The following is a 23,971-nucleotide window of genomic DNA, read 5'->3' on the forward strand; positions in this document are numbered from 1 at the left end:
GCGGTAGCCGATTTACCCATGTACCAAGCGGTGCCGCCGAAGACAAAGAAAAAGGGGCGCCGGGGCCGGCAGGCCAGCGCCGAAAGGAACGAAAGTGTCTGGTTTCGCGTCGCTTCGCCTGACCCTCAGCGCAGCATTTCTCGGCGCTCTGCTCTATTCACCCCAACTGTGCGCGCAAGGTGCAGCAGCCCCCGCCCAGAGCGTCGTCACGCTCGGGCCGAGCGGCCTGCCGCTGCCACGATTCGTCAGCCTGAAATCCGGCCGCGTCAATTCGCGTGTCGGGCCGGGCGCCAACTACTCGGTCGACTGGATGTATCTGAAGGCAGGCCTGCCGATGGAGATCATTCAGGAATTCGACACATGGCGCCGCGTGCGCGACGCCGACGGTTCGGAAGGTTGGATCAACCAGTCGCTGCTTTCGGGCCGGCGCACGGCGATCGTGGCGCCGTGGCAGCGCGGCAAGGGCGCCCAGATCAATCTCCTCAGGCGCCCCGAAAAGGACGCCAGCGTGGTGGCGATCGTCGAGCCGGGCGTCATGGGCACGATCAAATCCTGCGACGGCCAGTGGTGCGAAATGACGCTCGATGGCCACACCGGCTGGCTCGCCCAATCCGTCGTCTGGGGCGCCTATCCCGGCGAACGGGTCAAGGACTGATTTTTGGCCTTGCCGCGACTCGTTTGAACCGCAGGCCGGACCGTTTAGCGGCCGATGCGGCCGAGATGGGTATCCTGAAAGCTGCTCGACAGCTTCAAGCCGTAACCCAGCGCGCGATCGATAGCGATGTGGGCGATCCAGATCAATGCAACCGCTAGAGCGGCTGCATTGCCGAACAGGCTGCCGGCAAGCACCAAAAACACCGGTGGGACCAAGATGTGGAAGGCATTGTAGCAGGCGGCGCCGACGCGCGGCCCGGCGAGATAGCCGAACATGGACAGATCAGGCGCCAGGATCAACAAGGCGAACAACCGCCAGGACGCACCGGCGAGTGCATAAAAGACGATAGCGGACACCGCGACAGCGGCCCATTCCAGCCGGACAGCCAGATCGAGGGGTTTCATTCCCGGCCGTTCATACGTGCCTGGCCGTGCATACGTGCCCGGCCGTGCATACGTGCCTGACCGTCGGTCATTCGGCGCGTTTGGGGCGCAGTCTCACCACGATGTCGACATTGGCGATCTCCATCCCCTCGGGTGGTTCCGGTAGGTTGGTGACGGTGACCGGACCATTGGCGATGTCGAAAATCCGGTTTTCGCCTTCGATATAGAAATGGTGATGATCGGAGGTGTTGGTGTCGAAATAGGTTTTGGCGCCCTCGACAGCCAGAATGCGCAGGAGTCCCGCCTGGGTGAATTGGTGAAGGGCGTTGTAGACGGTGGCCAGCGACACCGGCACGCCGGCGGCGACGGCCTCCTCGTGCAGTTCCTCGGCCGACAGATGGCGGTCGCCCTTGGCGAAAAGCAGGTCGGCAAGCGCAATGCGCTGCCGTGTCGGCCTCAGGCCGGCTTCACGAACCCGCTTGTCCACAGCGACATTTTCCTTCCGGCAGCCCCGGTCCATCTGGTCGTCCAAGCTCACAGTTCCGCCTCAAGACACGTCCAGAATGGCAAAAAAATGGATGTCTGCCGAAACCGGACCCCTTTCGACATATATTCTGTCGTCCGGATGCGATCAATAGCGCGCATTGACCCGGCAAGACTGGCGGGTTAAGCGCAAACGCCGGTTTCCGGCCTGAAACAGATTGTGTTAGGACACCAACGACAAGGGCGCGCCAGCGCCCGGGACATATGGGAACGAGATTGATGGCGGGTTCGAAATCCAGCTACGACTACGAAGAATTGCTGGCCTGCGCCCGCGGCGAGCTGTTCGGACCGGGCAATGCCCAGTTGCCCTACCCGCCGATGCTGATGTTTGACCGCATCACCGAGATCAGCGAAACGGGCGGGGCTTTCGACAAGGGCTTCATCCGCGCCGAATTCGACATCAAGCCGGACCTGTGGTTCTTTGCCTGCCATTTCATCGGCAATCCCATCATGCCTGGATGCCTGGGCCTCGATGCCCTGTGGCAGCTGACGGGTTTCTATCTCGGCTGGCTGGGCGAACCCGGCAAAGGCATGGCGCTGTCGACCGGCGAGGTCAAGTTCAAGGGAATGGTCACGCCCTCGGTTAAAAAGGTCGAGTATGGCGTGGAATTCAAACGTGTGATGCGTGGCCGGCTGGTGCTGGGCATCGCCGATGGTTGGCTAAAGGCGGACGGCGAACCCATATACGCGGCAACGGACCTGAAAGTCGGTCTGTCCAAGCAGTCGGCGGTCGCTTGACCGTCGCCCTGGCCGACTTCGTGGCCAGCATTCCTGGAAGGAGTTGCGAATGAGACGTGTCGTAGTCACAGGCCTCGGCATCGTGTCGTCGATCGGCAACAATGCCAACGAGGTGCAAGCCTCGCTGCATGACGCCAAATCCGGCATCAGCTTCTCCGACTCCTTCGCCGAGCACGGCTTCCGCTGTCAGGTCTGGGGCGCGCCGACGCTCGATCCCAGCGCCATGATCGATCGCCGCGCGATGCGCTTCCTGAGCCAGGGAGCGGCCTGGAACCATGTCGCCATGGACCAGGCGATCGCCGATGCCGGCCTTGGCGAGAGCGACATCACCAATGAGCGCACCGGCATCGTCATGGGCTCGGGCGGGCCTTCCACCCGCACCATCGTCGAGGCGGCCGAAACCACGCTCAAGAATGGCAGCCCCAAGCGCATCGGCCCATTCGCGGTGCCGAAGGCGATGTCGTCGACCGCGTCGGCGACGCTGGCCACCTGGTTCAAGATCCACGGCGTCAACTATTCGATCTCGTCGGCCTGTTCGACCTCGGCGCATTGCATCGGCAATGGCTACGAACTGATCCAGTGGGGCAAGCAGGACATGGTGTTCGCCGGCGGCCACGAAGATCTCGACTGGACGATGTCGGACCTGTTCGATGCCATGGGCGCCATGTCGTCGAAGTACAATGACAGGGCATCTGCCGCTTCCCGCGCCTATGACGTCGATCGCGACGGCTTCGTCATCGCCGGCGGCGCCGGCGTGCTGGTGCTCGAGGAACTGGAGCATGCCAAGGCGCGCGGCGCCAAGATCTATGCAGAGATCGTCGGCTACGGCGCCACCTCGGACGGCTTCGACATGGTTGCGCCCTCGGGCGAAGGCGCGGTCCGCTGCATGCGGCAGGCGCTGGCGACCGTCACCACCCCGGTCGACTACGTCAACACCCATGGGACCTCGACGCCGGTGGGGGATTCCCGCGAAATGGGCGCGATCCGCGAGGTGTTCGGCGAGAAGATGCCCTTCATCACCTCGACCAAATCGCTGACGGGCCATTCGCTGGGCGCGGCCGGCGTGCAGGAATCCATCTATTCGATCCTGATGATGCAAGGCGGTTTCATCGGCGAAAGCGCCCATATCGAGACTCTCGACCCCGAATTCGAGGGCATGCCGGTGGTGCGAAAGCGCATCGACAACGCCAGGATCGACACCGTTTTGTCCAATTCCTTCGGCTTTGGTGGCACCAACGCAACGCTGGTTTTCCAGCGCTATTCCGCATAAGGCCACGTTTTTTCCACGAGGATTGGCGATCATGGACGGATTGATGAAGGGCAAGCGCGGGCTTGTCATGGGCGTCGCCAACGATCATTCGATCGCCTGGGGCATAGCCCGGAAACTGTCCGAACATGGGGCCGAACTTGCCTTCACCTACCAGGGTGACGCCTTCGGCCGCCGGGTCAAGCCGCTTGCCGACAAGCTCGGCGCGGCGCTGGTGGTTCCCTGCGATGTCGAGGACAGCGCCTCGGTCCACGCCACCTTCGAGACCTTGGCCAAGGCCTGGGGCAGGCTCGACTTCGTGGTCCATGCCATCGGCTTTTCAGACAAGAATGAGCTCAAGGGCCTCTACGCCGACACCAGCCGCGACAATTTCATCCGCACCATGGTCATCTCCTGCTATTCCTTCACCGAGGTCGCGCGCCACGCCGCGGCCCTGATGCAGGATGGCGGATCGATGATCACCCTGACCTATGCCGGTTCGGTGCGCGTCATGCCGAACTATAACGTCATGGGCGTCGCCAAGGCCGGCCTCGAGGCCAGCGTGCGCTATCTCGCCAACGATTACGGCCCGCGCGGCATCAGGGTGAACGGCATATCGGCCGGACCGGTGCGAACGCTTGCCGGCGCCGGGATTTCCGATGCGCGCCACATGTTCTCTTACCAGCAGCGCAATTCTCCGCTGCGCCGCACCGTGACCATCGACGAGGTCGGCGGCTCGGCACTCTATCTCCTGTCCGACCTCGCTTCCGGCGTCACCGGCGAAATCCACTATGTCGATTCCGGCTATCATATCGTTTCCATGCCGACGCTTGAGGAGCTGAAGCAGACGGATCGCGCGAGCGAATAGGCCATTTCGCGAAATAGTCTTTTCTCCTGCGAAGAAATAATTCCCTTCCAATAAAATTGGATGCATTCGCGGAAACTCATTTTAAGGGCCTATCGGCTATAGAGTCCCGCAATTTGGGGACTTTCAATGCCTGCCGTCAGCAACCCGAACCGCACACCGGTGTTCCGGCTGATCACCATAGCCAGTTCGGGCATTGGCAGTTTCATTCTCGGCATCTGGGGGCTGAAGCACGCGCTTGGCGACGGCTTTGCCGGCATGCCGGCGGACGTGATGGTGGCGATCATGGCTGCCCTTTGCGCATTGGCGGCGGCGGGAGCCGCGATGTCTTTCTTCGCCGGCGTCGATGAATCGGCTGATTTCGTCTTCAACGAAACCCAGTTCGACAAGCTGACCGGATTGCTGGCGCGTCCGGCGATGGTCGGCAAGATCGCCGAGGCAGCCTGCGCGACGAGCCGCACCGGGGCCCCGATGTTCCTCATCGACATCGACATCGACCGGTTCAAGCAGATCAACGACGCGATCGGCTACAGCCAGGGCGACGAATTGATCCGCGCCTTTACCAAGCGGCTGCAGGCCTGCGTGCCCGAGCGCGTGCAGATCGGGCGCATCGGCGCCGGCGAGTTCGCGGTGCTGCTTCCCGATCATCAGATTCAGGGAACGATGGAAGCTATGGTGGAGAGGCTCATCGACGAGATGATGGAGCCCTATGAGCTCAGCAGCCACCAGCAATCGGTGAGCCTGTCGGTGGGCATCGTGGCGATGCCCAAGGACGGCGTCGACCCGGTCCTCATCCTGCGCCGCTCCAACCTGGCGCTGCAAAATGCGCGCGCCAGGGGAGTCGGCAACTGGTCGGTCTTCGATACCGAGATGGGGCGGGTCGCCGATCATCGCCAATGGGTCGAATCCGAGCTGCACATCGCATTCGAGCGCGGTGATTTCGACCTTCACTATCAGCCGCAGCTGGACCTGCCGAGCGGCCGCATCGTCGGCTATGAAGCGCTGATCCGCTGGAACCATCCAGAACGCGGCATGATCCCACCTCTGGAGTTCATCCAGATCGCCGAGGAAACCGGCATGATCAATCCGATCGGCGAATGGGTTCTGCGCAAGGCATGCAGCGACGCCCGCCATTTACCCGACGACTGCTTCGTCGCCGTCAACATCTCGCCGGTCCAGTTCATGACCAAGGACTTCATCGGCCTCGTGCGCGACACGATGCGGACCACCGGCATCAAGCCCTCGCGGCTGGAGCTGGAAGTCACCGAGACGGCCATGATGCAGGACCGCGACCGCGCCGCCGCCATCCTGAAAGAGCTTGCCGATATGGGCATCTCGGTTGCCGTCGACGATTTCGGCACCGGCTATTCCAATCTCAGCTACCTGATCGATTTTTCCTTCGGCAAGCTGAAGATCGACCGCTCCTTCGTCAGCCGCATCGATACGGATTCGAGCTCCGGCGCCGTCGTATCGACCATTGTCGGCCTCTCGCGAGCACTCGGCGTCAGTATCATTGCCGAGGGTGTCGAGACAGAGGACCAGGCGACACTGCTCAGGGCAGCCGGTTGCGAGGTGGTGCAAGGTTATCTGTTCGGCCGGCCGGCGCCGCTTGCGGTCATGGCCGGCGAGGGACATGTCATCGAGGATTCGAGGCGCGTCGCCAATCTGCACTGAGTGTCACGCCGTTGCGTGTCAGCGACGCGCGGAAAGAACCTTGAACATGCCGTCACGGGCGAGCTCGGCATGGCTGGAGAAGGCGGCGGCCAGTACCGGCTCGTAGGGCAGCTGGCGGTTCGCCACCATGTACAGCCGTGCTCCCGGCTTCAGCGCCTTTGCCGCTGCCCGGATCAGGCCGGCGCCGATCTCCGGTTCGGCCGCGCGGCTGCGGTGAAAAGGCGGGTTCATGATGACCGCGTCGTAGCGACGCTCGACCGGCTCCCCCTGCAGGTCCGTCCAGAAGAAACCTTTCGCAACCGACTGGCTGGCCGTGGCAAGATTGGCTTTGGCGGCTTCGAGAGAAGCGAAATCCGCCTCATAGAGATCAAGTGCCGAGATGCCGGGCGAACGCGCTTCCATCTCCGCCGCCAGATAGCCCCAGCCGGCGCAGAAATCGGCGACATGGCCGCGCAGGTCGGCCGGAAGATGGTCCGCCAGCAACTTCGAACCGGCATCGACACGATCGAAGGAAAACATGCCGGGCGCCGTGCTGAAGCGGCCGTCGACCAGCCCGGCGGGATTGGCGGCACGCAGCGCTGTCGACGCGTCCGTCCCGGCCGGCCGGCGAAGCCAGAAGGCGATGCCGTGATATTTGGGCAGATGGCCTTCGAGCGGCACAAGCTCGTCCATGCGCTTGCGCAGGCTGGCGATGCCATCATCCTTGCCGCCGGCAATGACGATCAATCCGCCCTCGGTGACGCGCTCCAGCGCATCCGCGATGCGCAGCTCGTTCTGGCCGCGATGGCGGCCCGCGAGCACCAGCGCGGCGTCAAAGCCATCGCCCTGCGTTTGCGGGGTGACAGTGAAGCCCGCGGCTTGCAGCGCGCGAAAATGCGGCCGGAAGCCTTGCACCACGTGCAGCTCGGCGTCGAAGTCCCGCGGTGTCCGCAAGCCGGATTCGGCCCCGAGAAAAAGCGCCCGTTCGCCCTTGCCTGGCAAAGCGACCGCCTCGGCCTCGAATGGATGGAAAAGTGTCTTCAGCGGTTCGGCAGACATGCCTTTGCTCCATAAACGAAAGCGGGCGCGACATGAGCCGCGCCCGCTTCGATTTTTCGGTCAGGCCGTTCAGGCGGCGTTTTCTTCGCTCTCAGCCTTCTTGTCGCGAACGATTTCCTTGCCGGTGGCCTGGTCGACGACCTTCATCGACAGGCGGACCTTGCCGCGCTCGTCGAAGCCCATCAGCTTGACCCACACCTTGTCGCCTTCCTTGACGACGTCCGAAGTCTTGGCGACCCGGTCGTTGGCAAGCTGCGAGATGTGGACGAGGCCGTCACGCGGGCCGAAGAAGTTGACGAAAGCGCCGAAGTCGGCGGTCTTGACGACCGTGCCTTCGTAGATTTCGCCGACTTCCGGCTCGGCGACGATGGTGTGGATCCACTTCTTCGCCGCCTCGATCTCCTTGGCGTTCGCCGAAGCGATCTTGACCGTGCCGTCATCCTCGATGTTGATCTTGGCGCCGGTCTTCTCGACGATCTCGCGGATGACCTTGCCACCGGAACCGATCACGTCGCGGATCTTGTCGGTCGGGATGTGCATGACCTCGATGCGCGGCGCGAACTCGCCGAGCTCGGCGCGCGCGCCGGACAGCGCGTGGCCCATTTCGCCGAGAATATGCTGACGACCGTCCTTGGCCTGGTCGAGAGCGATCTTCATGATCTCCTCGGTGATGCCCTCGATCTTGATGTCCATCTGCAAGGAGGTGATGCCGTTGGCGGTGCCGGCGACCTTGAAATCCATGTCGCCGAGGTGATCCTCGTCGCCCAGGATGTCGGAGAGCACGGCGAAGCGCTCACCTTCCTTGATCAGGCCCATGGCGATACCGGCGACCGGCTTGGCCAGCGGCACGCCGGCGTCCATCAGCGCCAGCGAGGTGCCGCAGACGGTTGCCATCGACGACGAGCCGTTGGACTCGGTGATCTCCGAGACCACGCGCAGCGTGTAGGGGAACTGGTCTGATGTCGGCAGCATCGGGCGGATGGCGCGCCAGGCGAGCTTGCCGTGGCCGATCTCGCGGCGGCCGGGCGAGCCCATGCGGCCGGTCTCGCCGACGGAATAGGGAGGGAAGTTGTAGTGGAGGAGGAACTTCTCCTTGTACATGCCGGTCAGCGAATCGACATACTGCTCGTCCTCGCCGGTGCCCAGCGTGGCGACGACCAGCGCCTGGGTCTCGCCGCGGGTGAACAGCGCCGAACCGTGGGTGCGCGGCAGGACGCCGACCTCGGATACGATCTTGCGCACGGTCTTCAGGTCACGGCCGTCAATGCGCGAACCAGTGTCGAGAATGTTCCAGCGCACGACCTTGGCTTGGAGCTCCTTGAACACGCTGCCGATCTGCTCGGAGGAATATTTCGGCTCTTCGCCTTCGGCCGGAGCGAAGGCCGCCTTGACCTTGGCCTTGACGGCGTCCACGGCGGCATAGCGCTTCTGCTTGTCGGTGATCTTGTAGGCGTCGCGAAGCTCGTCGCCGACGATCTTCAGCATCTCGGCTTCGAGAGCGGAATAGTCCGGCGCGGTGAAGTCGCGCGGGTCCTTGGCGGCGACTTCGGCCAGCTTGATGATCGCGTCGATCACCGGCTGGAAACCGCGATGGCCGAACATGACCGCGCCGAGCATCAGGTCTTCGCCGAGCTCCTTGGCTTCGGACTCGACCATCAGCACGGCGTCGGCGGTGCCGGCGACGATCAGGTCGAGCTTGGATTCCTGCATCTCGTCGACATGCGGGTTGAGCACGTATTCGCCGTTGATGTAGCCGACGCGGGCGCCGCCGATCGGGCCCATGAAGGGCACGCCCGACAGGGTCAGGGCCGCCGAGGTGGCGACGATCGACAGGATGTCCGGATCGTTCTCGAGATCATGCTGGACGACGGTGACGACGATCTGCGTGTCGTTCTTGTAGCCGTCGGCAAAGAGTGGGCGGATCGGGCGGTCGATGAGGCGCGAAACCAGCGTTTCCTTTTCGCTCGGACGACCTTCACGCTTGAAATAGCCGCCCGGGATCTTGCCGGCGGCGTAGGTCTTTTCCTGGTAGTTGACGGTCAGCGGAAAGAAGTCGAGGCCCGGCTTGGGCTCCTTCATCGAAACGACCGTGGCGAGAACCTTGGTCTCGCCGTAGGTGGCGAGCACGGCGCCGTCGGCCTGGCGCGCGATCTTGCCGGTTTCGAGGATGAGCGGGCGACCGCCCCATTCGATTTCCACTTTGTGGTGATTGAACATGTCTTGTCCTTCATATGAGGAAAGGGCCGCGCCGTTTCAGCGTGCGCGGGTGCCCTTTCCCCTGGCTTCCTTTCTCGGGCAGCCACGGGCAAGACAACGGGAAGCTCGATCCATGTCGGCCGGATGGCCGCGCGAGCGTCCTGCAATCCTGCCCCATGACCGTCCATGGGGTGGCTTCGAGGGGGCCCTCTGCACGCTCGAAACCGGATTTGGCCAATCGATCCGACTGGCCCTGCGCATGACCCCACAAGCAGCGGCTTGTGGAATGCGTCACGCGCAAACTCAACTTGTTGGAGCGTCCGTCCGGCATCCGGATGGGTGCGCGGCGCTCCAGTACCTGCATTCGAGATCGGATTGGTCCGGTGCTCAAATGCGCGACCGGCGGGCCCTTGTGAGGCCCGCCGGTCAATTCGTCAACGGCGCAGGCCGAGCTTCTCGATCAGCGTCTGGTAGCGCGTGTCGTCCTTGCGCTTGAGATAATCAAGCAGGCTTCGGCGCTGGGAGACGAGAGCGAGCAGACCACGGCGGGAATGGTTATCCTTCTTGTGGTCCTTGAAATGGTCGGTCAGGTTCTTGATGCGCTCGGAAAGGATGGCTACCTGAACTTCCGGAGACCCGGTGTCGCCCTTGGCGGTTGCGAATTCAGTCATCAATTCCTGTTTGCGCTCGGCAGTAATCGACATCGTGTTTTTCCTTATCTGTTCGAGGAAACGGGTCGCCCTCAGCCGGGATGTCGTCCAGCAGGGGCCGGTGCAAGCAGAGCGTCATAGCGCTAAGCTGCGGCGCATATAGTGCAATTCCCAAGAAAACACCAGCCCAATTCACGAAGCCGGCTTTTCACGCCAAAACGGCAAGTTATCCCTGTCAAAGCCATTTTTTCCATTTGAAGAAGGCAATCAGCCCAACCGCGACCACGGCCATGAACAGCAGCGACAAGGGATAGCCGTAATAGGCCTTCAGCTCAGGCATGTTCCAAGGCGACGTCTCCGGATCGAAATTCATGCCCCAGACGCCGACCAGAAACGTGAGCGGCATGAAGATGACCGAGACGATCGTCAGATAGGAAATGACGTCGTTGGTGCGTGCCTGGCTCAGCGACAGATGCATCTCGATCAGGCCGGTCAGCATGTCGCGCTGGTTCTCGACCAGCTCGATCAGCCGCAGCGCGTGGTCGAGCGTATCGTTCAGGAAGACCTTGGTTTCGGCCTTCACATAGGACACGTCGTTGCGGATCAGCGTCGCTAGCGCATCGCGCACCGGCCACAGCACCCCCTTCAGCACATTGGCGTCGTGCCGCAATCCATGAAGCTGCTGCATCTGATGCTTGTGCGGTGCGTGCAGCATCTGGTCCTCGATGCTGTCGACGAGTTCGCCGGCCGCCTCGATCGGCGGAAAGTAGCTATCGACGATGGCGTCGATCAGCGCATAGGCGAGATAGTCGGCGCCACGGGCGCGCAGCCGGTTCGGCGCCGAGCTTTCGATGCGCTTGCGCACCGGATCGAACGGATCGCCTTCGCGCTCCTGGAAGGTGACGACGAAATTCTTGCCAAGGAAAACGGCGATCTGCTCGTAGCGGTGCGAGGCGACGTCGTCGATCATCCGCACGACCACGAAAGCATGGTCTTCGTAGAAATCCACCTTCGGCCGCTGGCCCGTGTTGACGACGTCCTCCAGCGCCAGCGGATGCAGGCTGAAGATGCGGCCGATCTCCTTGATCAGCTCGATATTGGCCAGGCCGGTGCAGTCCAGCCAGATGACCGGCCACTTTTCGCAATTGGCATTGACGTCGTCGATGCTGGCATTGTCGATCGTTTTGGACTTTTGCGGCGAGATCAGGGTGAGCCGCAGTTCCGAGCGTCGCGCCGCGGGATCGGCGATCAGCGTTCCGGGCGATGCACCGACCGGCGGCCGCCTGGCCCTGAGCGGCGCCCGCGTCTTGATCGCCTCAACCTTTGCCATGCGGCCCCTCGGATAGATATCGCATAGAGATTAGACGAGGGCCCTCACCCGGCAAAGACCCGTTTGGGCTTGAACATGCCCTGCTCGATGGCGCCGATGGCCACCAGCTTGCCGCGCGCGGTCGCGCAGGCTTCCTCGGCCTCCACCGGCGCGTCGCGGCCGCGGATGATGACGGGATTGCCGAGGCGGATCTTCGTCGCCGCATCGTCGCTGATGGCTATCTGCGGCAGGCAGTCGAGTGCCGCCGAGGTGTCGACAAGCAGCGCGTCGATCGCGGCAAAATCGATCGGCGCTTCTATCGAATCGGGGGACGGTTGCTGCGTGCCATGACCCTGCTCGCCGAAGCGCGCCGCCTCCAGTTCGGCGACGGTGACGAAATCCTCGGCGGTGAACGGCTCGACCTCGATCCGGCGCAGTTCAGAAATATGGCCGAAGCAGCCGAGATCGCGGCCCATGTCGCGGGCCAGCGAGCGCACATAGGTACCCTTGCCGCATTCGACCTCGAAAACCGTGTGATCGGCCCCGTGCTCGACGATGTCGAGGCGGCCGATTTCGATCTCGCGCGCGGGAATGTCGACCGTCTCGCCGTCGCGGGCGAGATCATAGGCGCGTTCGCCCGCGATCTTGATGGCCGAGAATTGCGGCGGCGTCTGCATGATGACGCCGGTGTATTTCGGCAGCAGCGCCTGCACTTCGGCCTCCACGGGGCGCCGGTCGGAGTCCCTCGTCACCGGACCTTCGAGGTCGTCGGTCGAGCGCTCCTGCCCCCAGGCCACGGTGAAGCGGTAGATCTTGGCGCCGTCCTGGACGTAGGGCACGGTCTTGGTGGCTTCGCCGAGCGCGATCGGCAGCATACCGGAAGCGAGCGGATCGAGCGTGCCGGCGTGGCCGGCCTTCTCCGCCTGGAACAGCCACTTGATCTTGGAGACGGCCTCGGTCGAGCCCATGCCGACCGGCTTGTCCAGCACCACCCAGCCCGAGACCGGCCGGCCCTTCTTCTTGCCGCGGCGCGCCATTATTCGCTGTCCTTATCGTCGTCGTCCGCATCCAGATCGCGCGCCACTTCCGGCGATTTCAGGAGATCGTTGATCCTGGCGAAATTGTCGAAGGAGGTGTCGAGCCGGAAGCGAAACTCGGGCATGTACTTCATCTGCCGCAGCGCGCCGGAGACACGGCCGCGGATGAACTTGGCATGCTTGTTGAGCGCCTCGACCACCGCGCCGGCGTCCGTGGCGCCGAGCGGCGAGATGAAGGCGGTTGCGATCTTGAGGTCGGGCGACATGCGCACTTCCGACACCGAAACCACGGCATTCTCGACCAGCGGATCGATGATCTCGCCGCGCTGCAAGGTTTCGGACAGCGCATGGCGCACCTGCTCGCCGACGCGCAGCATGCGCTGGGATGGGCCTGATGTGGTCGAACGGGGCATTTTTTCTCGATCCTGAAAGCGTGGGGCGCGGGATAGGACCGTGCCTCATGTCTCAAATGTTTGCCAGGCGGCGGCCTCTCGGCCACCGCCTGGCATGACGGACGTCACACGAACTCAGAGCGTGCGGGTTACCATCTCGACGCGGAAGCACTCGATGATGTCGCCGACGCGCATGTCCTCGTAGTTCTGGAAGGCCATGCCGCATTCCTGGCCGCCCGGGACTTCCGAAACCTCGTCCTTGAAGCGCTTCAGCGTCTTCAGCGTGCCTTCGTGGATGACGACGTTGTCGCGGATCAGGCGCACGCCCGCGCCACGCTCGACCTTGCCTTCGGTGACACGGCAGCCGGCGATCTTGCCGACCTTGGTGATGTCGAATATCTCGAGGATCTGCGCATTGCCGATGAAGGTCTCGCGACGCTCCGGCGAGAGCATACCCGACAGAGCCGCCTTCACGTCATCCACGAGGTTGTAGATGATCGAGTAGTAGCGGATCTCGATGCCAGCGGCCGCGGCAGCGGCGCGTGCCTGCACATTGGCGCGGACGTTGAAGCCGATGATCGCCGCGCCCGACGTCTCCGCTAGTGACACGTCGCTTTCGGTGATGGCGCCGGCGCCGGCATGGACGATGCGCGCACGCACCTCGTCGGTGCCGAGCTTGTCGAGCGCTGCGTTGATCGCCTCGATCGAACCCTGCACGTCACCCTTGATGACCAGCGGGAACTCCTTCAGTCCGCTCGTCTGCAGCTGCGACATCATCTGTTCGAGCGAACCGCGCTGGCCGGCATGACGGGCAACCGCCTTCTCGCGGGCCAGACGCTGGCGGTACTCGGTGATCTCGCGGGCGCGGGCCTCGTTGTTGACCACGGCGAAGCGGTCGCCGGCCTGCGGCGTGCCCTGGAGGCCGAGCACCTCGACCGGCATCGCCGGCGGCGCTTCCTTGACGTGTTCGCCACGATCGTCGACCAGCGCGCGCACCCGGCCCCATTCATTGCCGGCGACAAGGATGTCGCCCGGCATCAGCGTGCCGGTCTGCACCAGCACGGTGGCGACGGGGCCACGGCCCTTGTCGAGCTGCGCCTCGATGACGACGCCCTCGGCGGTGCGGTCCGGATTGGCCTTGAGGTCGAGGATTTCGGCCTGCAGCAGGATCGCTTCGAGCAGCTTGTCGAGATTGGTGCCCTTGGTCGCCGACACTTCGACGTCCAGCACCTCGCCGCCCATCGATTCCACGAACACTTCGTGGCGCAACAGCTCGGAGCGCACTTTCTGCGGATCGGCGTCATGCTTGTCGATCTTGTTGATCGCCACGATGATCGGAACGCCGGCCGCCTTGGCATGGCTGATCGATTCGATCGTCTGCGGCATCACGCTGTCGTCGGCCGCCACCACCAGGATGGCAATGTCGGTGGCCTGGGCGCCGCGGGCGCGCATGGCCGTGAAGGCGGCGTGGCCGGGCGTGTCGATGAAGGTGATCTTCTGACCGTTCTTCTCGACCTGATAGGCGCCGATATGCTGGGTGATGCCGCCGGCCTCGCCGGAGACGACATTGGCGTTGCGGATCGCGTCGAGCAGCGAGGTCTTGCCGTGGTCGACATGCCCCATGATGGTCACGACAGGCGGCCGCGACACCAGGTCTTCCGGACGGTCGGCGATGTTGAACAGGCCTTCCTCGATGTCGGACTCGGCGACGCGGCGGACCGTGTGGCCGAATTCGGTGGCGACCAGTTCCGCCGTGTCGGCGTCGATGACGTCGCCCGGCTTCAGGATCTGGCCCTGCTTCATGAAGAACTTGACCACATCGACGGCGCGCTCGGACATGCGCTGCGCCAGTTCCTGGATAGTGATGGTTTCGGGCAGGATCACTTCGCGCATAACCTTCTCGCGCGGCTCATTGTGCATCGCGCGCTTGAACTTTTCCTGGCGGCGGCGCATCGACGACAGCGAACGGGCCCGCGCATCCTCGTCGGAAAGCGCGGAGTTCAAAGTCAGCTTGCCGCGACGGCGGTCTTCCTCGCCCTTGGTCGGCTTGGCCGGACGCGCCACTTCGGGCGTCACCAGACGGCGCACCGGCGCACCGGCGCCAGTCCGCTTCGGCTTGACCTCTTCTTCCTCGTCGGCGGTCGCCAGTTCGGCGGCCTGCGGCGCGCGGCGACGCGCCTCTTCCTCGGCGCGGCGGCGGGATTCGGCCTCGGCCTGCAACCGCGCTTCTTCCTCGGCCTGGCGGCGTGCGGATTCCTCGCGCTCGCGCTTGCGGCGCTCCTCATCCTCGGCGCGGCGCTTGGCTTCCTCGACGGCGCGCTGGCGGTCCTCGACCTCGCGCGCTTTGGAGCCTTCGAGCGCCCTGCGGCGCGCTTCCATTTCGCTGCGCGACAGTTCGTTCAACACCATGCCGCTGCGCTCGACCGGTGCCGGCGGAGGTGGAGGCGGCGCCTTGGGTGCCTCCTGCACGACGGGAGCCGCCGCGACCGCCGGCTTCGGGGTGAACACGGGTGCCGCCACCGCCGGCTCCGGCTTGTCGCCGGGCAGCGAGAATTTGCGCTTCTTGGTCTCGACCACGACCGACTTGGTGCGGCCGTGCGAGAAGTTCTGGCGCACGGTGCCCTGTTCCATGCCGGGGCGCTTCAGCGTCAAGGTCTTCTTCGGCGTAACACTCAACGTCTTGTCGTCGCCCGATTTCGTATCGCTCATTCCATATCCTCTGCGGCCTCATCTTCGTCAGCAACGGCCGCAAGCATTGCCAGATCGTCCGGGGTACCGCCCCGATATCGGTCGAGCGCAACCATGCGCTTCTGGACCGCCTTACCCGCGTCTCCCGCGAGGACGGCAGCATGTATCACATTTGTACCCCCCAATGCCAAGCTCAACTCGGCCTCGGAGAAAAGTTTGTAGGCAAGGATGGAGGGGCCGCCAATATGGACGGTCGCCCGCCGCGCCTGGCTGATCTTGCGCACGCCATCGTCTGAGGCTTCGGTCGCGTGGAGCACGAAAAGCGCCAATCCACCGCGCACCGCGCTCTCCACCTTGGTGGCGCCCAGCGCGATCGCCCCTGCCTTGCGAGCGAGACCCAGCATGCCAAGGGCGGATCTGGAAAGCAGCCCATCGACCATGCCGCCGAGATCGGGCGGCACGACCACCTGTGCCTTAAAGGCGCGGCTAAAAAGGTTCTTGGCCGCCGCCTTGTCGATATGTAGGCGGTCGGCGCTCACCCAGCAACCACGGCCGGGCAGATTTCTCTTGAGATCCGGAACGACGGCCGAATCCGGGCCGACGACGAACCGGATCAGTTCATCCGGTTCGGCCTGCTTGCGGGTGACGATGCAGGTGCGATCGTTCATCTCGTCCAAGGGCGGTTTCTGTGCGATGCGGTTTCACCTCACGCACCAACGGCTTCGTCAGCCGGCGCTTCTTCGGCTGCAAGCTCGTCTTCGGAAATCCAGCCGGCCTTGAGACGGGCCGCGAGCACCATCTGCTCGGCATCGGCGCGCGAAACGCCATGATCGGCCAGCACGCCCGGATACACCTTGGTCTCGCCGTCCTTGCGTTCCTTCCAGCCGGTGAGGTCGTCGGCGGCATAGCCGGCGAAATCCTCGATCGTCTTCACGCCGTCCTCGCCGAGCGTCACCATCATGGCGGTGGTGATGCCGGGGATTTCGCGCAGCTCGTCCTTGACGCCCAGCGCCTTGCGCTTTTCGTCGTGCTCGGCTTCGATCTTCTCCAGATATTCGCGGGCCCGGGTCTGGATCTCCGAGGCGGTATCCTCATCGAAGCCGTCGATCGAGGCGATTTCGCCGGCATCGACATAGGCGACTTCCTCGACGCTGGTGAAGCCTTCGGAGGCGAGCACCTGGCCGACCATCTCGTCGACGTCGAGAGCTTCCATGAACAGCGCCGAGCGCTCGACGAATTCCTTCTGGCGGCGCTCGGATTCCTCGGCCTCGGTCAGGATGTCGATATCCCAGCCGGTGAGCTGCGAAGCGAGGCGCACATTCTGGCCGCGGCGGCCGATGGCCAGCGACAGCTGGTCGTCCGGCACCACCACTTCGATGCGCTCGGCGTCTTCGTCGAGCACGACCTTGGCGACTTCCGCCGGCTGCAACGCATTGACGATGAAGGATGCGGCCGAGGGCGACCACGGAATGATGTCGATCTTCTCGCCCTGCAATTCGGCGACGACCGCCTGGACGCGGCTGCCGCGCATGCCGACGCAGGCGCCGACCGGATCGATCGAGCTGTCGCGCGAGATGACGGCGATCTTGGCGCGCGAACCGGGATCGCGGGCGACCGACTTGATCTCGATAATGCCGTCATAGATCTCCGGCACTTCCATGGTGAAGAGCTTGGCCATGAACTGCGGATGGGTGCGCGACAGGAAGATCTGCGGGCCGCGCTGCTCACGGCGCACGTCGTAGACATAGGCGCGGACGCGATCGCCATATTTGTAGTTTTCGCGCGGGATCAGCTCGTCGCGGCGGATGATCGCTTCGCCACGGCCGAGATCGACGATGACATTGCCGTATTCGACGCGCTTGACGGTTCCGTTGACGATCTCGCCGATGCGGTCCTTGTATTCGTCATACTGGCGGTCGCGCTCGGCCTCGCGCACCTTCTGCACGATGACCTGCTTGGCCGACTGGGCGGCGATGCGGCCGAAATCCATCGGCGGCAGCTGTTCGGCGATGAAGTCGCCGAGCTGGGCGTCGGGATTGCGCTCGCGCGCCGAGGAAATGGCGATCTGCGTGGCATAGTCGTCGACCTTCTCGACCACTTCCATCAGCCGCTGCAGCTTCATCTCACCGGTGTTGGGGTTGATGTCGGCGCGGATGTTGGTCTCCTGGCCATAACGCGAGCGTGCCGCCTTCTGGATCGCATCAGCCATGGCGGCGATGACGATCGACTTGTCGATCGACTTTTCACGCGCGACCGCATCGGCAATCTGCAGCAGTTCAAGTCTGTTGGCGCTTACAACCATGTTTTTTCTCCCGAGCCTGTTTGCCGGCCCCTGGGGCCTGGCAGCTCAATCAACTTTCCTGTTCGTGTTCTTCCGTAGCGCCCGGTTCCGTACCCTCCGGTACGTCGTCGTCCGGTTCGCCGCGGCGTTTCTTGGCTTCCTTGCGCGCCCTGTTGTCCTTCGACAACGCATCACGGATGAGGTCGTCGGTCAGGATCAGCCGGGCTTCGGCAATGGCGTCGTAGGGCACGCGCACTGTCGGCTCCTCACCGTAGGCCGCCTTGTCGCGCTCGATCAGCACATCGTTCTCACCGGCTTCGGCGATCTTGCCCTTGAAGCGCTTGCGATCCGCGACAACGACCGATGTTTCCATCTTCACCAGATGACCGGTCCAGGTCACGAAATCCGATTTGCGCACCAACGGCCGGTCGATGCCGGGCGATGAGACTTCGAGATGATACGCCTTCTCGATGGGATCGTCGACGTCGAGCGCCGGCGACACCGCACGGCTCACCTCTTCGCAATCCTCGACGGTCATGGTGCCGTCCTCGCGCTCAGCCATGATCTGCAGCGTCAGCCCGTTCTGGCCGGACAGATGCACGCGTACAAGGCGAAAGCCGATGCCGCGCAGCACCGGCTGGACGATCAGCGCGATGCGCGCATCGATGCCGCTTTCGCGGATGATGCGATCGTCGCTCTCGCTTGCCGTTGACGTCATTCGATTCCTGTCGATCATTCTCTAGCCGTCGGCAGGTAATAAAAAAGAGCGGGACCGGGTGGACCCACTCTTCGTCATACCGACCAAGAATTTGAGGCTGATATAAACGATCCGCCCCGGTGTTTCAAGCCCGCCGTCCCAACTGAGCGCATGTCCGGTGCATTGGGCTTGCGCCAGGTGCATGCCATCCATGCGGCAACGGCCCTTGTTGGTCCTCAAGCCGCGCTCCTATCTATGTTGCATTGCACAAAACGATAGCGATAGCGCGTCACCGCACGCGAAAGGACATGACAATGAACAGCCGCAAGGTTTTTTCCGCCATAGGCGATCTCTTCACCACATTCGGCAGCGCCGTAGCCGCGTCGCGGGCGGTGGAAGCCAGCCGCAAGCCGCACGCCCAGGATCTGCGCAGGCTCGGCATGGATCCGACGGCTTTCGACAAGATCGGCCGTTTCTGAACTCCGGCCAACGGGCGACATTCGATTTCTGTGTCCCCGCAACAATTGAAGATCGCCCCCCTCACGAAGGGCGCCTGGATCCTGATGCCCAATCCCGATGCCTGGGACCTGATGCCTAGGTCCTGATGAAGGTAAGATAGGCCGGCCGCCTGCCCTCGCGGACGGCTTTCGCCTCGTAGCGGGTGCCTGGCCAGCCATCGTAGGGGCGATGCCAGTCGACGGCCTCTGCAGCCTGCCAGGCGAAACCGCCATGCGCGCGGCAATGCAGCAGGGTCCAGTTCACATAGGTGTCGATGTCGGAAGCGAAACGGAATTCGCCGCCACGCTTCACAACGCGTGCGAAACGCTCGAGATTGACCGGGCTGACGAAACGGCGCTTCCAGTGCTTCTTCTTCGGCCACGGATCGGGATAGAGCAGGTCGATGCCATCGAGCGAGGCCTGCGGCAGCCAGTCGAGCAGCCGCGTGGCGTCGTCGTCGTAGACCCTGAGGTTGGCCAGCGGCTTTTCCCGCACCGCCATCATCATCTTGGCCATGCCGTTGACGAAGGGCTCGACACCGATAAAGCCGGTCATCGGCGCTTCGGTCGCGCGATGCAGGAGATGCTCGCCGCCGCCAAAGCCGATTTCGAGGCGAACGGCGGAAACATCGGCTTCGAACAGAGCCCGCAGATCCGACGGCGCCTCGGTCGTCAGATCGAGCCGATAGGCGTCGAGGCCGCTTTCCAGCGCCGCCGCCTGCTGCGGGCGAACCGGCTTGCCGCGCCGACGGCCGAAGAAGGCTTCTGTCGCGCGGCTTGGCCTGTCCCCGGAACTCATCGGCTGATCAAGGTCCTGTCGCCGCCCTCAGGCAGCGACAGCATCCTTGAGCGCCTTGGCGAGATCGGTCTTTTCCCAGGAAAAAGATCCGTCGCGGCCGGCCTTGCGGCCGAAATGACCGTAGGACGAGGTCTTGGCGTAGATCGGCTTGTTGAGGTCGAGGTGGCGGCGGATGCCGGACGGCGACAGGTCCATCACAGTGCGCAGCGCCTCCTCGAGCCTTGCCTCGTCGACCTTGCCGGTGCCGTGCAGGTCGACATAGACCGACAAGGGCTGGGCGACGCCGATGGCGTAGGAAAGCTGGATGGTGCAGCGGTCGGCAAGTTTCGCCGCCACAACGTTCTTGGCCAGGTAGCGCGCCGCATAAGCGGCCGAACGGTCGACCTTGGTGGTGTCCTTGCCCGAGAAAGCGCCGCCGCCATGGGGTGCGGCGCCGCCATAGGTGTCGACGATGATCTTGCGGCCGGTCAGCCCGGCGTCGCCATCAGGCCCGCCGATAACGAACTTGCCGGTCGGATTGATGTACCACATGCAATCGTCGGCGATCTTGAGGTCACCCAATGCCTCGCGGATATAGGGCTCGACGACCTTGCGCACCTTCTTGGAATCCCAGCTCGCATCGAGGTGCTGGGTCGACAGCACGATCTGCGTCGCTTCGGCGGCCTTGCCGTCGATATAGCGGACGGTGACCTGGCTCTTGGCGTCCGGCCCGAGCTTGCCTGCATCGCCGTTGTTCTGGTGGCGGGCGGCGGCCAGAAGTTCGAGGATCTTGTGGCTGTAGTAGATCGGCGCCGGCATCAGGTCCGGCGTCTCGCGGCAGGCATAGCCAAACATGATGCCCTGGTCGCCGGCACCCTCCTCGCCCTGGCGGTCGGAGGCATTGTCGACGCCTTGGCCGATGTCGGGCGACTGGCCATGCAACAGAACGTCGATCTTGGCCTTTTTCCAGTGGAAGCCGGCCTGCTCATAGCCGATCTCGCGGATCGCCTTGCGGGCGACCGACTTGAACTTCGCCGGGTTGACGACCGGATGGCCGGCGGCATCCCTCAGGATGTTGCCTTCCTTGTCCTTCTTCAGCAGCGTCTCGGGAACGCGCACCTCGCCGGCGATGACGACGCGGTTGGTGGTCGCCAGCGTCTCGCAGGCGACGCGGACTTTCCACGGATCCATGCCCGTCTTCTTGGCCTCACGGTAGACCAGGTCGACGATCTCGTCGGATATCCGGTCACAGACTTTGTCGGGATGGCCCTCGGCAACGGATTCCGAGGTAAAGAAGTAGTTCTGCCGCGTCACGGGTGTCCCCTCTTGAAAAAACGATCGGCAGGCTGCCGATTTGGCGCGCCACGTGTTAGCGGGGCGAAGCGCCGCTCGTCAAGCGGTGCCGCCCTTCTGGCATGAATGTCGATGTCGATATTTTGTACCACCAGCGGCCGAAATGCCGCCGGTCGAGTCCTGTTGCGGATCAGTCGGAATCTTCGGACGCCAGCGACTTCACCAGGTCTATGATCCTGCGACGCACCTTGACGTCGGCGATCTTAACGAAGGCCCGGTTGAGTTGAAGGCCCTCCGGGCTGCCGCAGAATTCCACGGCGAAAGCCATCGAAGCATCCTCCGCGAAACCGCGGCCGGCCGGGCTCTCCTGGCCCGGCGCATCCTCGAAAAAGAAGGCGACAGGCACGCCGAGTATGGATGCTATCGCCTGCAGGCGGCTTGCGCCGACCCGGTTGGTGCCCTTTTCATATTTCTGTATCTGCTGAAATGTGATGCCGAGGTTCTCGCCTAGTTTTTCCTGGCTCATTCCCAACATATTGCGGCGAAGCCGGATGCGACTTCCAACATGGATGTCGATCGGATTCGGTTTCTTCTTGTTATCTTCTGTCATTTTTTCCTCGCCGAATTTTTTCGGCTTTGTGATTTTTTTCCTACCCAAACAAAGCCGGAGGCGACTGCCCCAACAGAACGATCCACCGGCTTCGAGAAATTTTCAGGCGTTACAGTATGAGTTTCTAATGTGTCGACTGTCAATTCACCCGTAGCCTTTGCCTTACATTGAACAGGACGGCAGCCAGGGCAAACAGCAACATGATCAGCATTCCGTTAATGCGCAGCTGGCCGGCGGACACGACCGCTTGCCGCGAGATTGGCACACGGACGTCGATGGCCCCGCGCGCGTCGATCGCCAGCGCATCGACGATGCGCCCCCGTGGGTCGACAACCGCCGAGATGCCGTTGTTGGCCGCACGCAACAAGGGCAACCCGTTCTCCACCGCGCGAATCTGAGCCTGCCTGAAATGCTGATAGGGACCCGGCGTATCGCCGAACCACGCATCGTTGGTAACGTTGACAATAAGCTGCGCTGACGTTGCGTCAACCGCCACCAGTTCGGGAAAGATCACTTCGTAACAGATGAAGGGCAAGGCGCGGACGCCATCCGGCAGCGTGATCGCATGCCGCTCATTGCCTGCCGTGAAGGTCACCGGGCCAGCGACCAGTTGTTCGATGCCGAAACGATCGAGCAGGTCGGCGAAAGGCAGGTATTCGCCGAACGGCACCAGATGGACCTTGTCGACGGCGTCAGCGATTTCGCCCTTGTCGTTGATCGCCACCACGGAGTTGTAGTAGCGGCTGCCGGCACCGGCCGCCGCACCGCCTTCCTCGCGCACGACGCCGGCGATCAGCATCTGGCCGGCGTCCAGCATGTCGCCCAGTGCGGTCAAAGCGTCCGGCCGCTCGGTGAGGAGGAACGGGACCGAGGTTTCGGGCCACAGGATCAGTTGCGGCTTTTCATGGCCGGGGTCCGGCGCCTTGGCCGACAGGCCTATCAAGGTGGCGAAGATACGGTCGCGCACCGAGGCGTCCCACTTTTCCGAAAGGTCGACGGCCGGCTGGACGATGCGCACATCGATCGTGCGGGCCTCAGGCGCGGCCGGAGCGTTGAGCCTGAGATAGCCGAAGCCGGCATGAGCGGCCACGAGCACGACAAGCAGCGCGACGCCAAGACGAAGATGCGTGCGCGCCGCCAGCAGCGCCGGCAGCGAGAAGACGAACACGGCGAGCACGTTCATGCCGACCATCCCGGTGACCGAGACGCTCTGCATCAGCAGGGGCACCGGCATCGCCGCGTAGCCGATCGCGTTCCAGGGAAAGCCGGTGAACAGGAAGCCGCGCAGCCACTCGGCCAGCCCGAAGGCGGCGGCCAGGGCCGCGATGCGGCCGATGTCGTTGCTCCACAGGAGCCGGGCGACCATGGCCGCAAAGCCGTAGAAGAAGGCCAATGCAAAGGGGATGCCGACCACCGCGAAGGGCAGCGCCCAAGCGAAACTGTCGGCCTCTACAAGCAGCGCCGATCCGATCCACCACAGGCCGGCGAGGAAATAGCCGAAGCCGAACCACCAGCCGACGGCAAAGGCCGGCCGCAGCCGCGCAAACAGGCTGCCCGAGGCCTCACCGGTCGCCCCGTCGAGCAGCCAGACCAGCAGCGGAAACGAAATGAAACAAGCGGCAAAGAAATCGTACGGCGCCTGGCCGAGCACCGCCAGGGCGCCCGCGAGGAACGCCACGAGCGCACGCCGCCAACCCCAAAACAGAATTATCCGGCCGGCCAGGCGGTTCATGCATTGTTCCGAGTCGTGCGAATCACGGCAGCAGATTTATCAGGCCGCGGCCTGCGCTCCAAACTTCGGGTGGTCTGCCGTGAAACCCACTCACCACTGCTGGAGCGCATCGCGTTTGAACTGATCAGACGACGCGCCTTAGGTCTTTGTTTTTGTGCATGTCCTCCTCCCAAAACCGAAGTTATTTAGGGCGACATGGATCAGCGGTGCCACCCTTCTATGCGCACGTCGCCGAGCCGTTCGGCCTCTTCCAGCGGAACGGAGCGGATGGTCTGGGTGAAGGTCCAGACATGGCCCTCGGGATCGCGCGCCCGATACTGGCGCTCGCCGTAGAACTGGTCCGCCGGCTCCTGGATTATACCGGCACCCGCCGTCCGCGCCTGCTCACAATGTGCATCAATGCCGTCTTTCAGCCTGACATAGACCGACTGCGTGTTCTTGCCCGAGACCGAGGCCGGGCTGGCGACGTAGTCGCTCCATTCGGAATCGACAATGATGTAGCAGTCGCCGAACCGCATCTCGGAATGGACGAGCTTGCCGTCGGCATCGCTGACCACCATGCTGCGCTCGAAGCCGAAAGCTGCCTCCAGCCAATCCAGCGCGGCCTGCGGATCCCTGTAGAACACGCCGGATCCCAAGGCGGCGTGCTTGAAGGGGTCTTCGGTCATC

23 protein-coding genes are annotated in these 23,971 nt (G+C 63.5%); 6 read left to right on the top strand and 17 right to left on the bottom strand.

Going from position 1 to position 23,971, the window contains the following annotated elements; translation table 11 throughout:
• The first annotated feature begins 94 nt into the window (after window positions 1–94).
• Window positions 95–655, top strand: coding sequence for an SH3 domain-containing protein (locus LB541_RS09400; protein ID WP_140649397.1), 561 nt, complete (start codon window positions 95–97; stop codon window positions 653–655).
• A 44-nt stretch (window positions 656–699) separates the two neighbouring features.
• Here LB541_RS09400 and LB541_RS09405 read toward each other — a convergent pair whose 3' ends face one another.
• Together LB541_RS09405 and irrA are read right to left on the bottom strand one after the other, a co-directional pair.
• Complete coding sequence (locus LB541_RS09405; protein ID WP_140496764.1) at window positions 700–1,059, bottom strand: DUF4260 domain-containing protein; 360 nt, start codon at window positions 1,057–1,059, stop codon at window positions 700–702.
• A gap of 67 nt (window positions 1,060–1,126) precedes the next feature.
• Entirely contained in the window at window positions 1,127–1,558 is a 432-nt protein-coding gene (gene irrA, locus LB541_RS09410; protein ID WP_181165297.1) for an iron response transcriptional regulator IrrA, read from the bottom strand.
• A 242-nt stretch (window positions 1,559–1,800) separates the two neighbouring features.
• Between irrA and fabA the strand changes: the two genes are divergently transcribed.
• From fabA to LB541_RS09430, 4 genes are all read left to right on the top strand, one after another.
• On the top strand, window positions 1,801–2,319 hold the full coding sequence (gene fabA / locus LB541_RS09415) for a 3-hydroxyacyl-[acyl-carrier-protein] dehydratase FabA (RefSeq protein WP_140496768.1): 519 nt from the start codon (window positions 1,801–1,803) through the stop codon (window positions 2,317–2,319).
• Window positions 2,320–2,368: 49 nt separating this feature from the next.
• The gene (gene fabB, locus LB541_RS09420; RefSeq protein WP_224618224.1) at window positions 2,369–3,589 is read left to right on the top strand and encodes a beta-ketoacyl-ACP synthase I; all 1,221 of its coding nucleotides are present in this window, start codon (window positions 2,369–2,371) and stop codon (window positions 3,587–3,589) included.
• Window positions 3,590–3,620: 31 nt separating this feature from the next.
• Window positions 3,621–4,433 (top strand): enoyl-ACP reductase FabI, encoded by an 813-nt coding sequence (fabI, locus tag LB541_RS09425; protein ID WP_140649399.1) that lies wholly within the window; start codon window positions 3,621–3,623, stop codon window positions 4,431–4,433.
• 126 nt (window positions 4,434–4,559) lie between these two features.
• Window positions 4,560–6,104, top strand: coding sequence for a putative bifunctional diguanylate cyclase/phosphodiesterase (locus LB541_RS09430; RefSeq protein WP_140513180.1), 1,545 nt, complete (start codon window positions 4,560–4,562; stop codon window positions 6,102–6,104).
• An 18-nt stretch (window positions 6,105–6,122) separates the two neighbouring features.
• Here the strand turns inward: LB541_RS09430 and LB541_RS09435 are convergent, their stop codons facing one another.
• The 10 genes from LB541_RS09435 to rimP form a co-directional block, all read right to left on the bottom strand.
• Window positions 6,123–7,142 (bottom strand): class I SAM-dependent methyltransferase, encoded by a 1,020-nt coding sequence (locus LB541_RS09435; RefSeq protein WP_140663971.1) that lies wholly within the window; start codon window positions 7,140–7,142, stop codon window positions 6,123–6,125.
• Window positions 7,143–7,211: 69 nt separating this feature from the next.
• Entirely contained in the window at window positions 7,212–9,359 is a 2,148-nt protein-coding gene (pnp, locus tag LB541_RS09440; protein WP_140513176.1) for a polyribonucleotide nucleotidyltransferase, read from the bottom strand.
• A 413-nt stretch (window positions 9,360–9,772) separates the two neighbouring features.
• A complete protein-coding gene (gene rpsO, locus LB541_RS09445) occupies window positions 9,773–10,084 on the bottom strand; it encodes a 30S ribosomal protein S15 (RefSeq protein WP_281405124.1) in 312 nt (103 codons plus the stop codon).
• Window positions 10,085–10,223: 139 nt separating this feature from the next.
• Complete coding sequence (gene corA / locus LB541_RS09450) at window positions 10,224–11,318, bottom strand: magnesium/cobalt transporter CorA (RefSeq protein WP_140513174.1); 1,095 nt, start codon at window positions 11,316–11,318, stop codon at window positions 10,224–10,226.
• Between the two features lie 44 nt (window positions 11,319–11,362).
• Window positions 11,363–12,334 carry a tRNA pseudouridine(55) synthase TruB gene (truB, locus tag LB541_RS09455; protein ID WP_140523878.1) on the bottom strand — a complete coding sequence of 324 codons (972 nt, stop codon included), beginning with the start codon at window positions 12,332–12,334 and terminating at the stop codon, window positions 11,363–11,365.
• Window positions 12,334–12,747, bottom strand: coding sequence for a 30S ribosome-binding factor RbfA (rbfA, locus tag LB541_RS09460; protein ID WP_140496786.1), 414 nt, complete (start codon window positions 12,745–12,747; stop codon window positions 12,334–12,336). Before rbfA ends, truB begins: the two co-directional genes overlap by 1 nt.
• Window positions 12,748–12,861: 114 nt before the next feature.
• Window positions 12,862–15,435, bottom strand: coding sequence for a translation initiation factor IF-2 (gene infB, locus LB541_RS09465; RefSeq protein WP_140513170.1), 2,574 nt, complete (start codon window positions 15,433–15,435; stop codon window positions 12,862–12,864).
• Window positions 15,432–16,082 carry an RNA-binding protein gene (locus LB541_RS09470; RefSeq protein WP_140497289.1) on the bottom strand — a complete coding sequence of 217 codons (651 nt, stop codon included), beginning with the start codon at window positions 16,080–16,082 and terminating at the stop codon, window positions 15,432–15,434. The genes infB and LB541_RS09470 overlap by 4 nt, the downstream gene beginning before the upstream one ends.
• Window positions 16,083–16,120: 38 nt before the next feature.
• A complete protein-coding gene (gene nusA / locus LB541_RS09475; protein WP_140496790.1) occupies window positions 16,121–17,716 on the bottom strand; it encodes a transcription termination factor NusA in 1,596 nt (531 codons plus the stop codon).
• 49 nt (window positions 17,717–17,765) lie between these two features.
• The gene (gene rimP, locus LB541_RS09480) at window positions 17,766–18,413 is read right to left on the bottom strand and encodes a ribosome maturation factor RimP (protein ID WP_140496792.1); all 648 of its coding nucleotides are present in this window, start codon (window positions 18,411–18,413) and stop codon (window positions 17,766–17,768) included.
• A 293-nt stretch (window positions 18,414–18,706) separates the two neighbouring features.
• Here rimP and LB541_RS09485 point away from each other — a divergent pair, with 293 nt between their 5' ends.
• Window positions 18,707–18,871 carry a hypothetical protein gene (locus tag LB541_RS09485; protein ID WP_181165285.1) on the top strand — a complete coding sequence of 55 codons (165 nt, stop codon included), beginning with the start codon at window positions 18,707–18,709 and terminating at the stop codon, window positions 18,869–18,871.
• Between the two features lie 115 nt (window positions 18,872–18,986).
• On the opposite strand, the gene trmB is transcribed toward LB541_RS09485, so the two are convergent.
• The 5 genes from trmB to LB541_RS09510 form a co-directional block, all read right to left on the bottom strand.
• The gene (gene trmB, locus LB541_RS09490) at window positions 18,987–19,688 is read right to left on the bottom strand and encodes a tRNA (guanine(46)-N(7))-methyltransferase TrmB (protein ID WP_140624826.1); all 702 of its coding nucleotides are present in this window, start codon (window positions 19,686–19,688) and stop codon (window positions 18,987–18,989) included.
• A gap of 27 nt (window positions 19,689–19,715) precedes the next feature.
• Window positions 19,716–20,981 (bottom strand): methionine adenosyltransferase, encoded by a 1,266-nt coding sequence (metK, locus tag LB541_RS09495; protein ID WP_140496798.1) that lies wholly within the window; start codon window positions 20,979–20,981, stop codon window positions 19,716–19,718.
• Between the two features lie 169 nt (window positions 20,982–21,150).
• The gene (locus LB541_RS09500) at window positions 21,151–21,570 is read right to left on the bottom strand and encodes a helix-turn-helix domain-containing protein (protein ID WP_140496800.1); all 420 of its coding nucleotides are present in this window, start codon (window positions 21,568–21,570) and stop codon (window positions 21,151–21,153) included.
• A 139-nt stretch (window positions 21,571–21,709) separates the two neighbouring features.
• Window positions 21,710–23,302 carry an apolipoprotein N-acyltransferase gene (lnt, locus tag LB541_RS09505; protein WP_140496802.1) on the bottom strand — a complete coding sequence of 531 codons (1,593 nt, stop codon included), beginning with the start codon at window positions 23,300–23,302 and terminating at the stop codon, window positions 21,710–21,712.
• Between the two features lie 200 nt (window positions 23,303–23,502).
• A complete protein-coding gene (locus LB541_RS09510; protein WP_140523867.1) occupies window positions 23,503–23,970 on the bottom strand; it encodes a VOC family protein in 468 nt (155 codons plus the stop codon).
• Window position 23,971 lies beyond the last annotated feature (1 nt).

Source organism: Mesorhizobium sp. BR1-1-15, assembly GCF_020165475.1.
Classification (GTDB): Bacteria; Pseudomonadota; Alphaproteobacteria; order Rhizobiales; family Rhizobiaceae; genus Mesorhizobium.

Coding starts and splice junctions, on each gene's coding strand:
- lnt (WP_140496802.1), bottom strand. CDS start 23,302: ATGAACCGCCTGGCCGGCCGGATAATTCTGTTTTGGGGTTGGCGGCGT.
- pnp (WP_140513176.1), bottom strand. CDS start 9,359: ATGTTCAATCACCACAAAGTGGAAATCGAATGGGGCGGTCGCCCGCTC.
- truB (WP_140523878.1), bottom strand. CDS start 12,334: ATGGCGCGCCGCGGCAAGAAGAAGGGCCGGCCGGTCTCGGGCTGGGTG.
- fabA (WP_140496768.1), top strand. CDS start 1,801: ATGGCGGGTTCGAAATCCAGCTACGACTACGAAGAATTGCTGGCCTGC.
- infB (WP_140513170.1), bottom strand. CDS start 15,435: ATGAGCGATACGAAATCGGGCGACGACAAGACGTTGAGTGTTACGCCG.
- fabB (WP_224618224.1), top strand. CDS start 2,369: ATGAGACGTGTCGTAGTCACAGGCCTCGGCATCGTGTCGTCGATCGGC.
- LB541_RS09485 (WP_181165285.1), top strand. CDS start 18,707: ATGAACAGCCGCAAGGTTTTTTCCGCCATAGGCGATCTCTTCACCACA.
- LB541_RS09435 (WP_140663971.1), bottom strand. CDS start 7,142: ATGTCTGCCGAACCGCTGAAGACACTTTTCCATCCATTCGAGGCCGAG.
- LB541_RS09470 (WP_140497289.1), bottom strand. CDS start 16,082: ATGAACGATCGCACCTGCATCGTCACCCGCAAGCAGGCCGAACCGGAT.
- LB541_RS09510 (WP_140523867.1), bottom strand. CDS start 23,970: ATGACCGAAGACCCCTTCAAGCACGCCGCCTTGGGATCCGGCGTGTTC.
- nusA (WP_140496790.1), bottom strand. CDS start 17,716: ATGGTTGTAAGCGCCAACAGACTTGAACTGCTGCAGATTGCCGATGCG.
- fabI (WP_140649399.1), top strand. CDS start 3,621: ATGGACGGATTGATGAAGGGCAAGCGCGGGCTTGTCATGGGCGTCGCC.
- LB541_RS09430 (WP_140513180.1), top strand. CDS start 4,560: ATGCCTGCCGTCAGCAACCCGAACCGCACACCGGTGTTCCGGCTGATC.
- rimP (WP_140496792.1), bottom strand. CDS start 18,413: ATGACGTCAACGGCAAGCGAGAGCGACGATCGCATCATCCGCGAAAGC.
- irrA (WP_181165297.1), bottom strand. CDS start 1,558: ATGGACCGGGGCTGCCGGAAGGAAAATGTCGCTGTGGACAAGCGGGTT.
- corA (WP_140513174.1), bottom strand. CDS start 11,318: ATGGCAAAGGTTGAGGCGATCAAGACGCGGGCGCCGCTCAGGGCCAGG.
- rbfA (WP_140496786.1), bottom strand. CDS start 12,747: ATGCCCCGTTCGACCACATCAGGCCCATCCCAGCGCATGCTGCGCGTC.
- trmB (WP_140624826.1), bottom strand. CDS start 19,688: ATGAGTTCCGGGGACAGGCCAAGCCGCGCGACAGAAGCCTTCTTCGGC.
- LB541_RS09405 (WP_140496764.1), bottom strand. CDS start 1,059: ATGAAACCCCTCGATCTGGCTGTCCGGCTGGAATGGGCCGCTGTCGCG.
- LB541_RS09500 (WP_140496800.1), bottom strand. CDS start 21,570: ATGACAGAAGATAACAAGAAGAAACCGAATCCGATCGACATCCATGTT.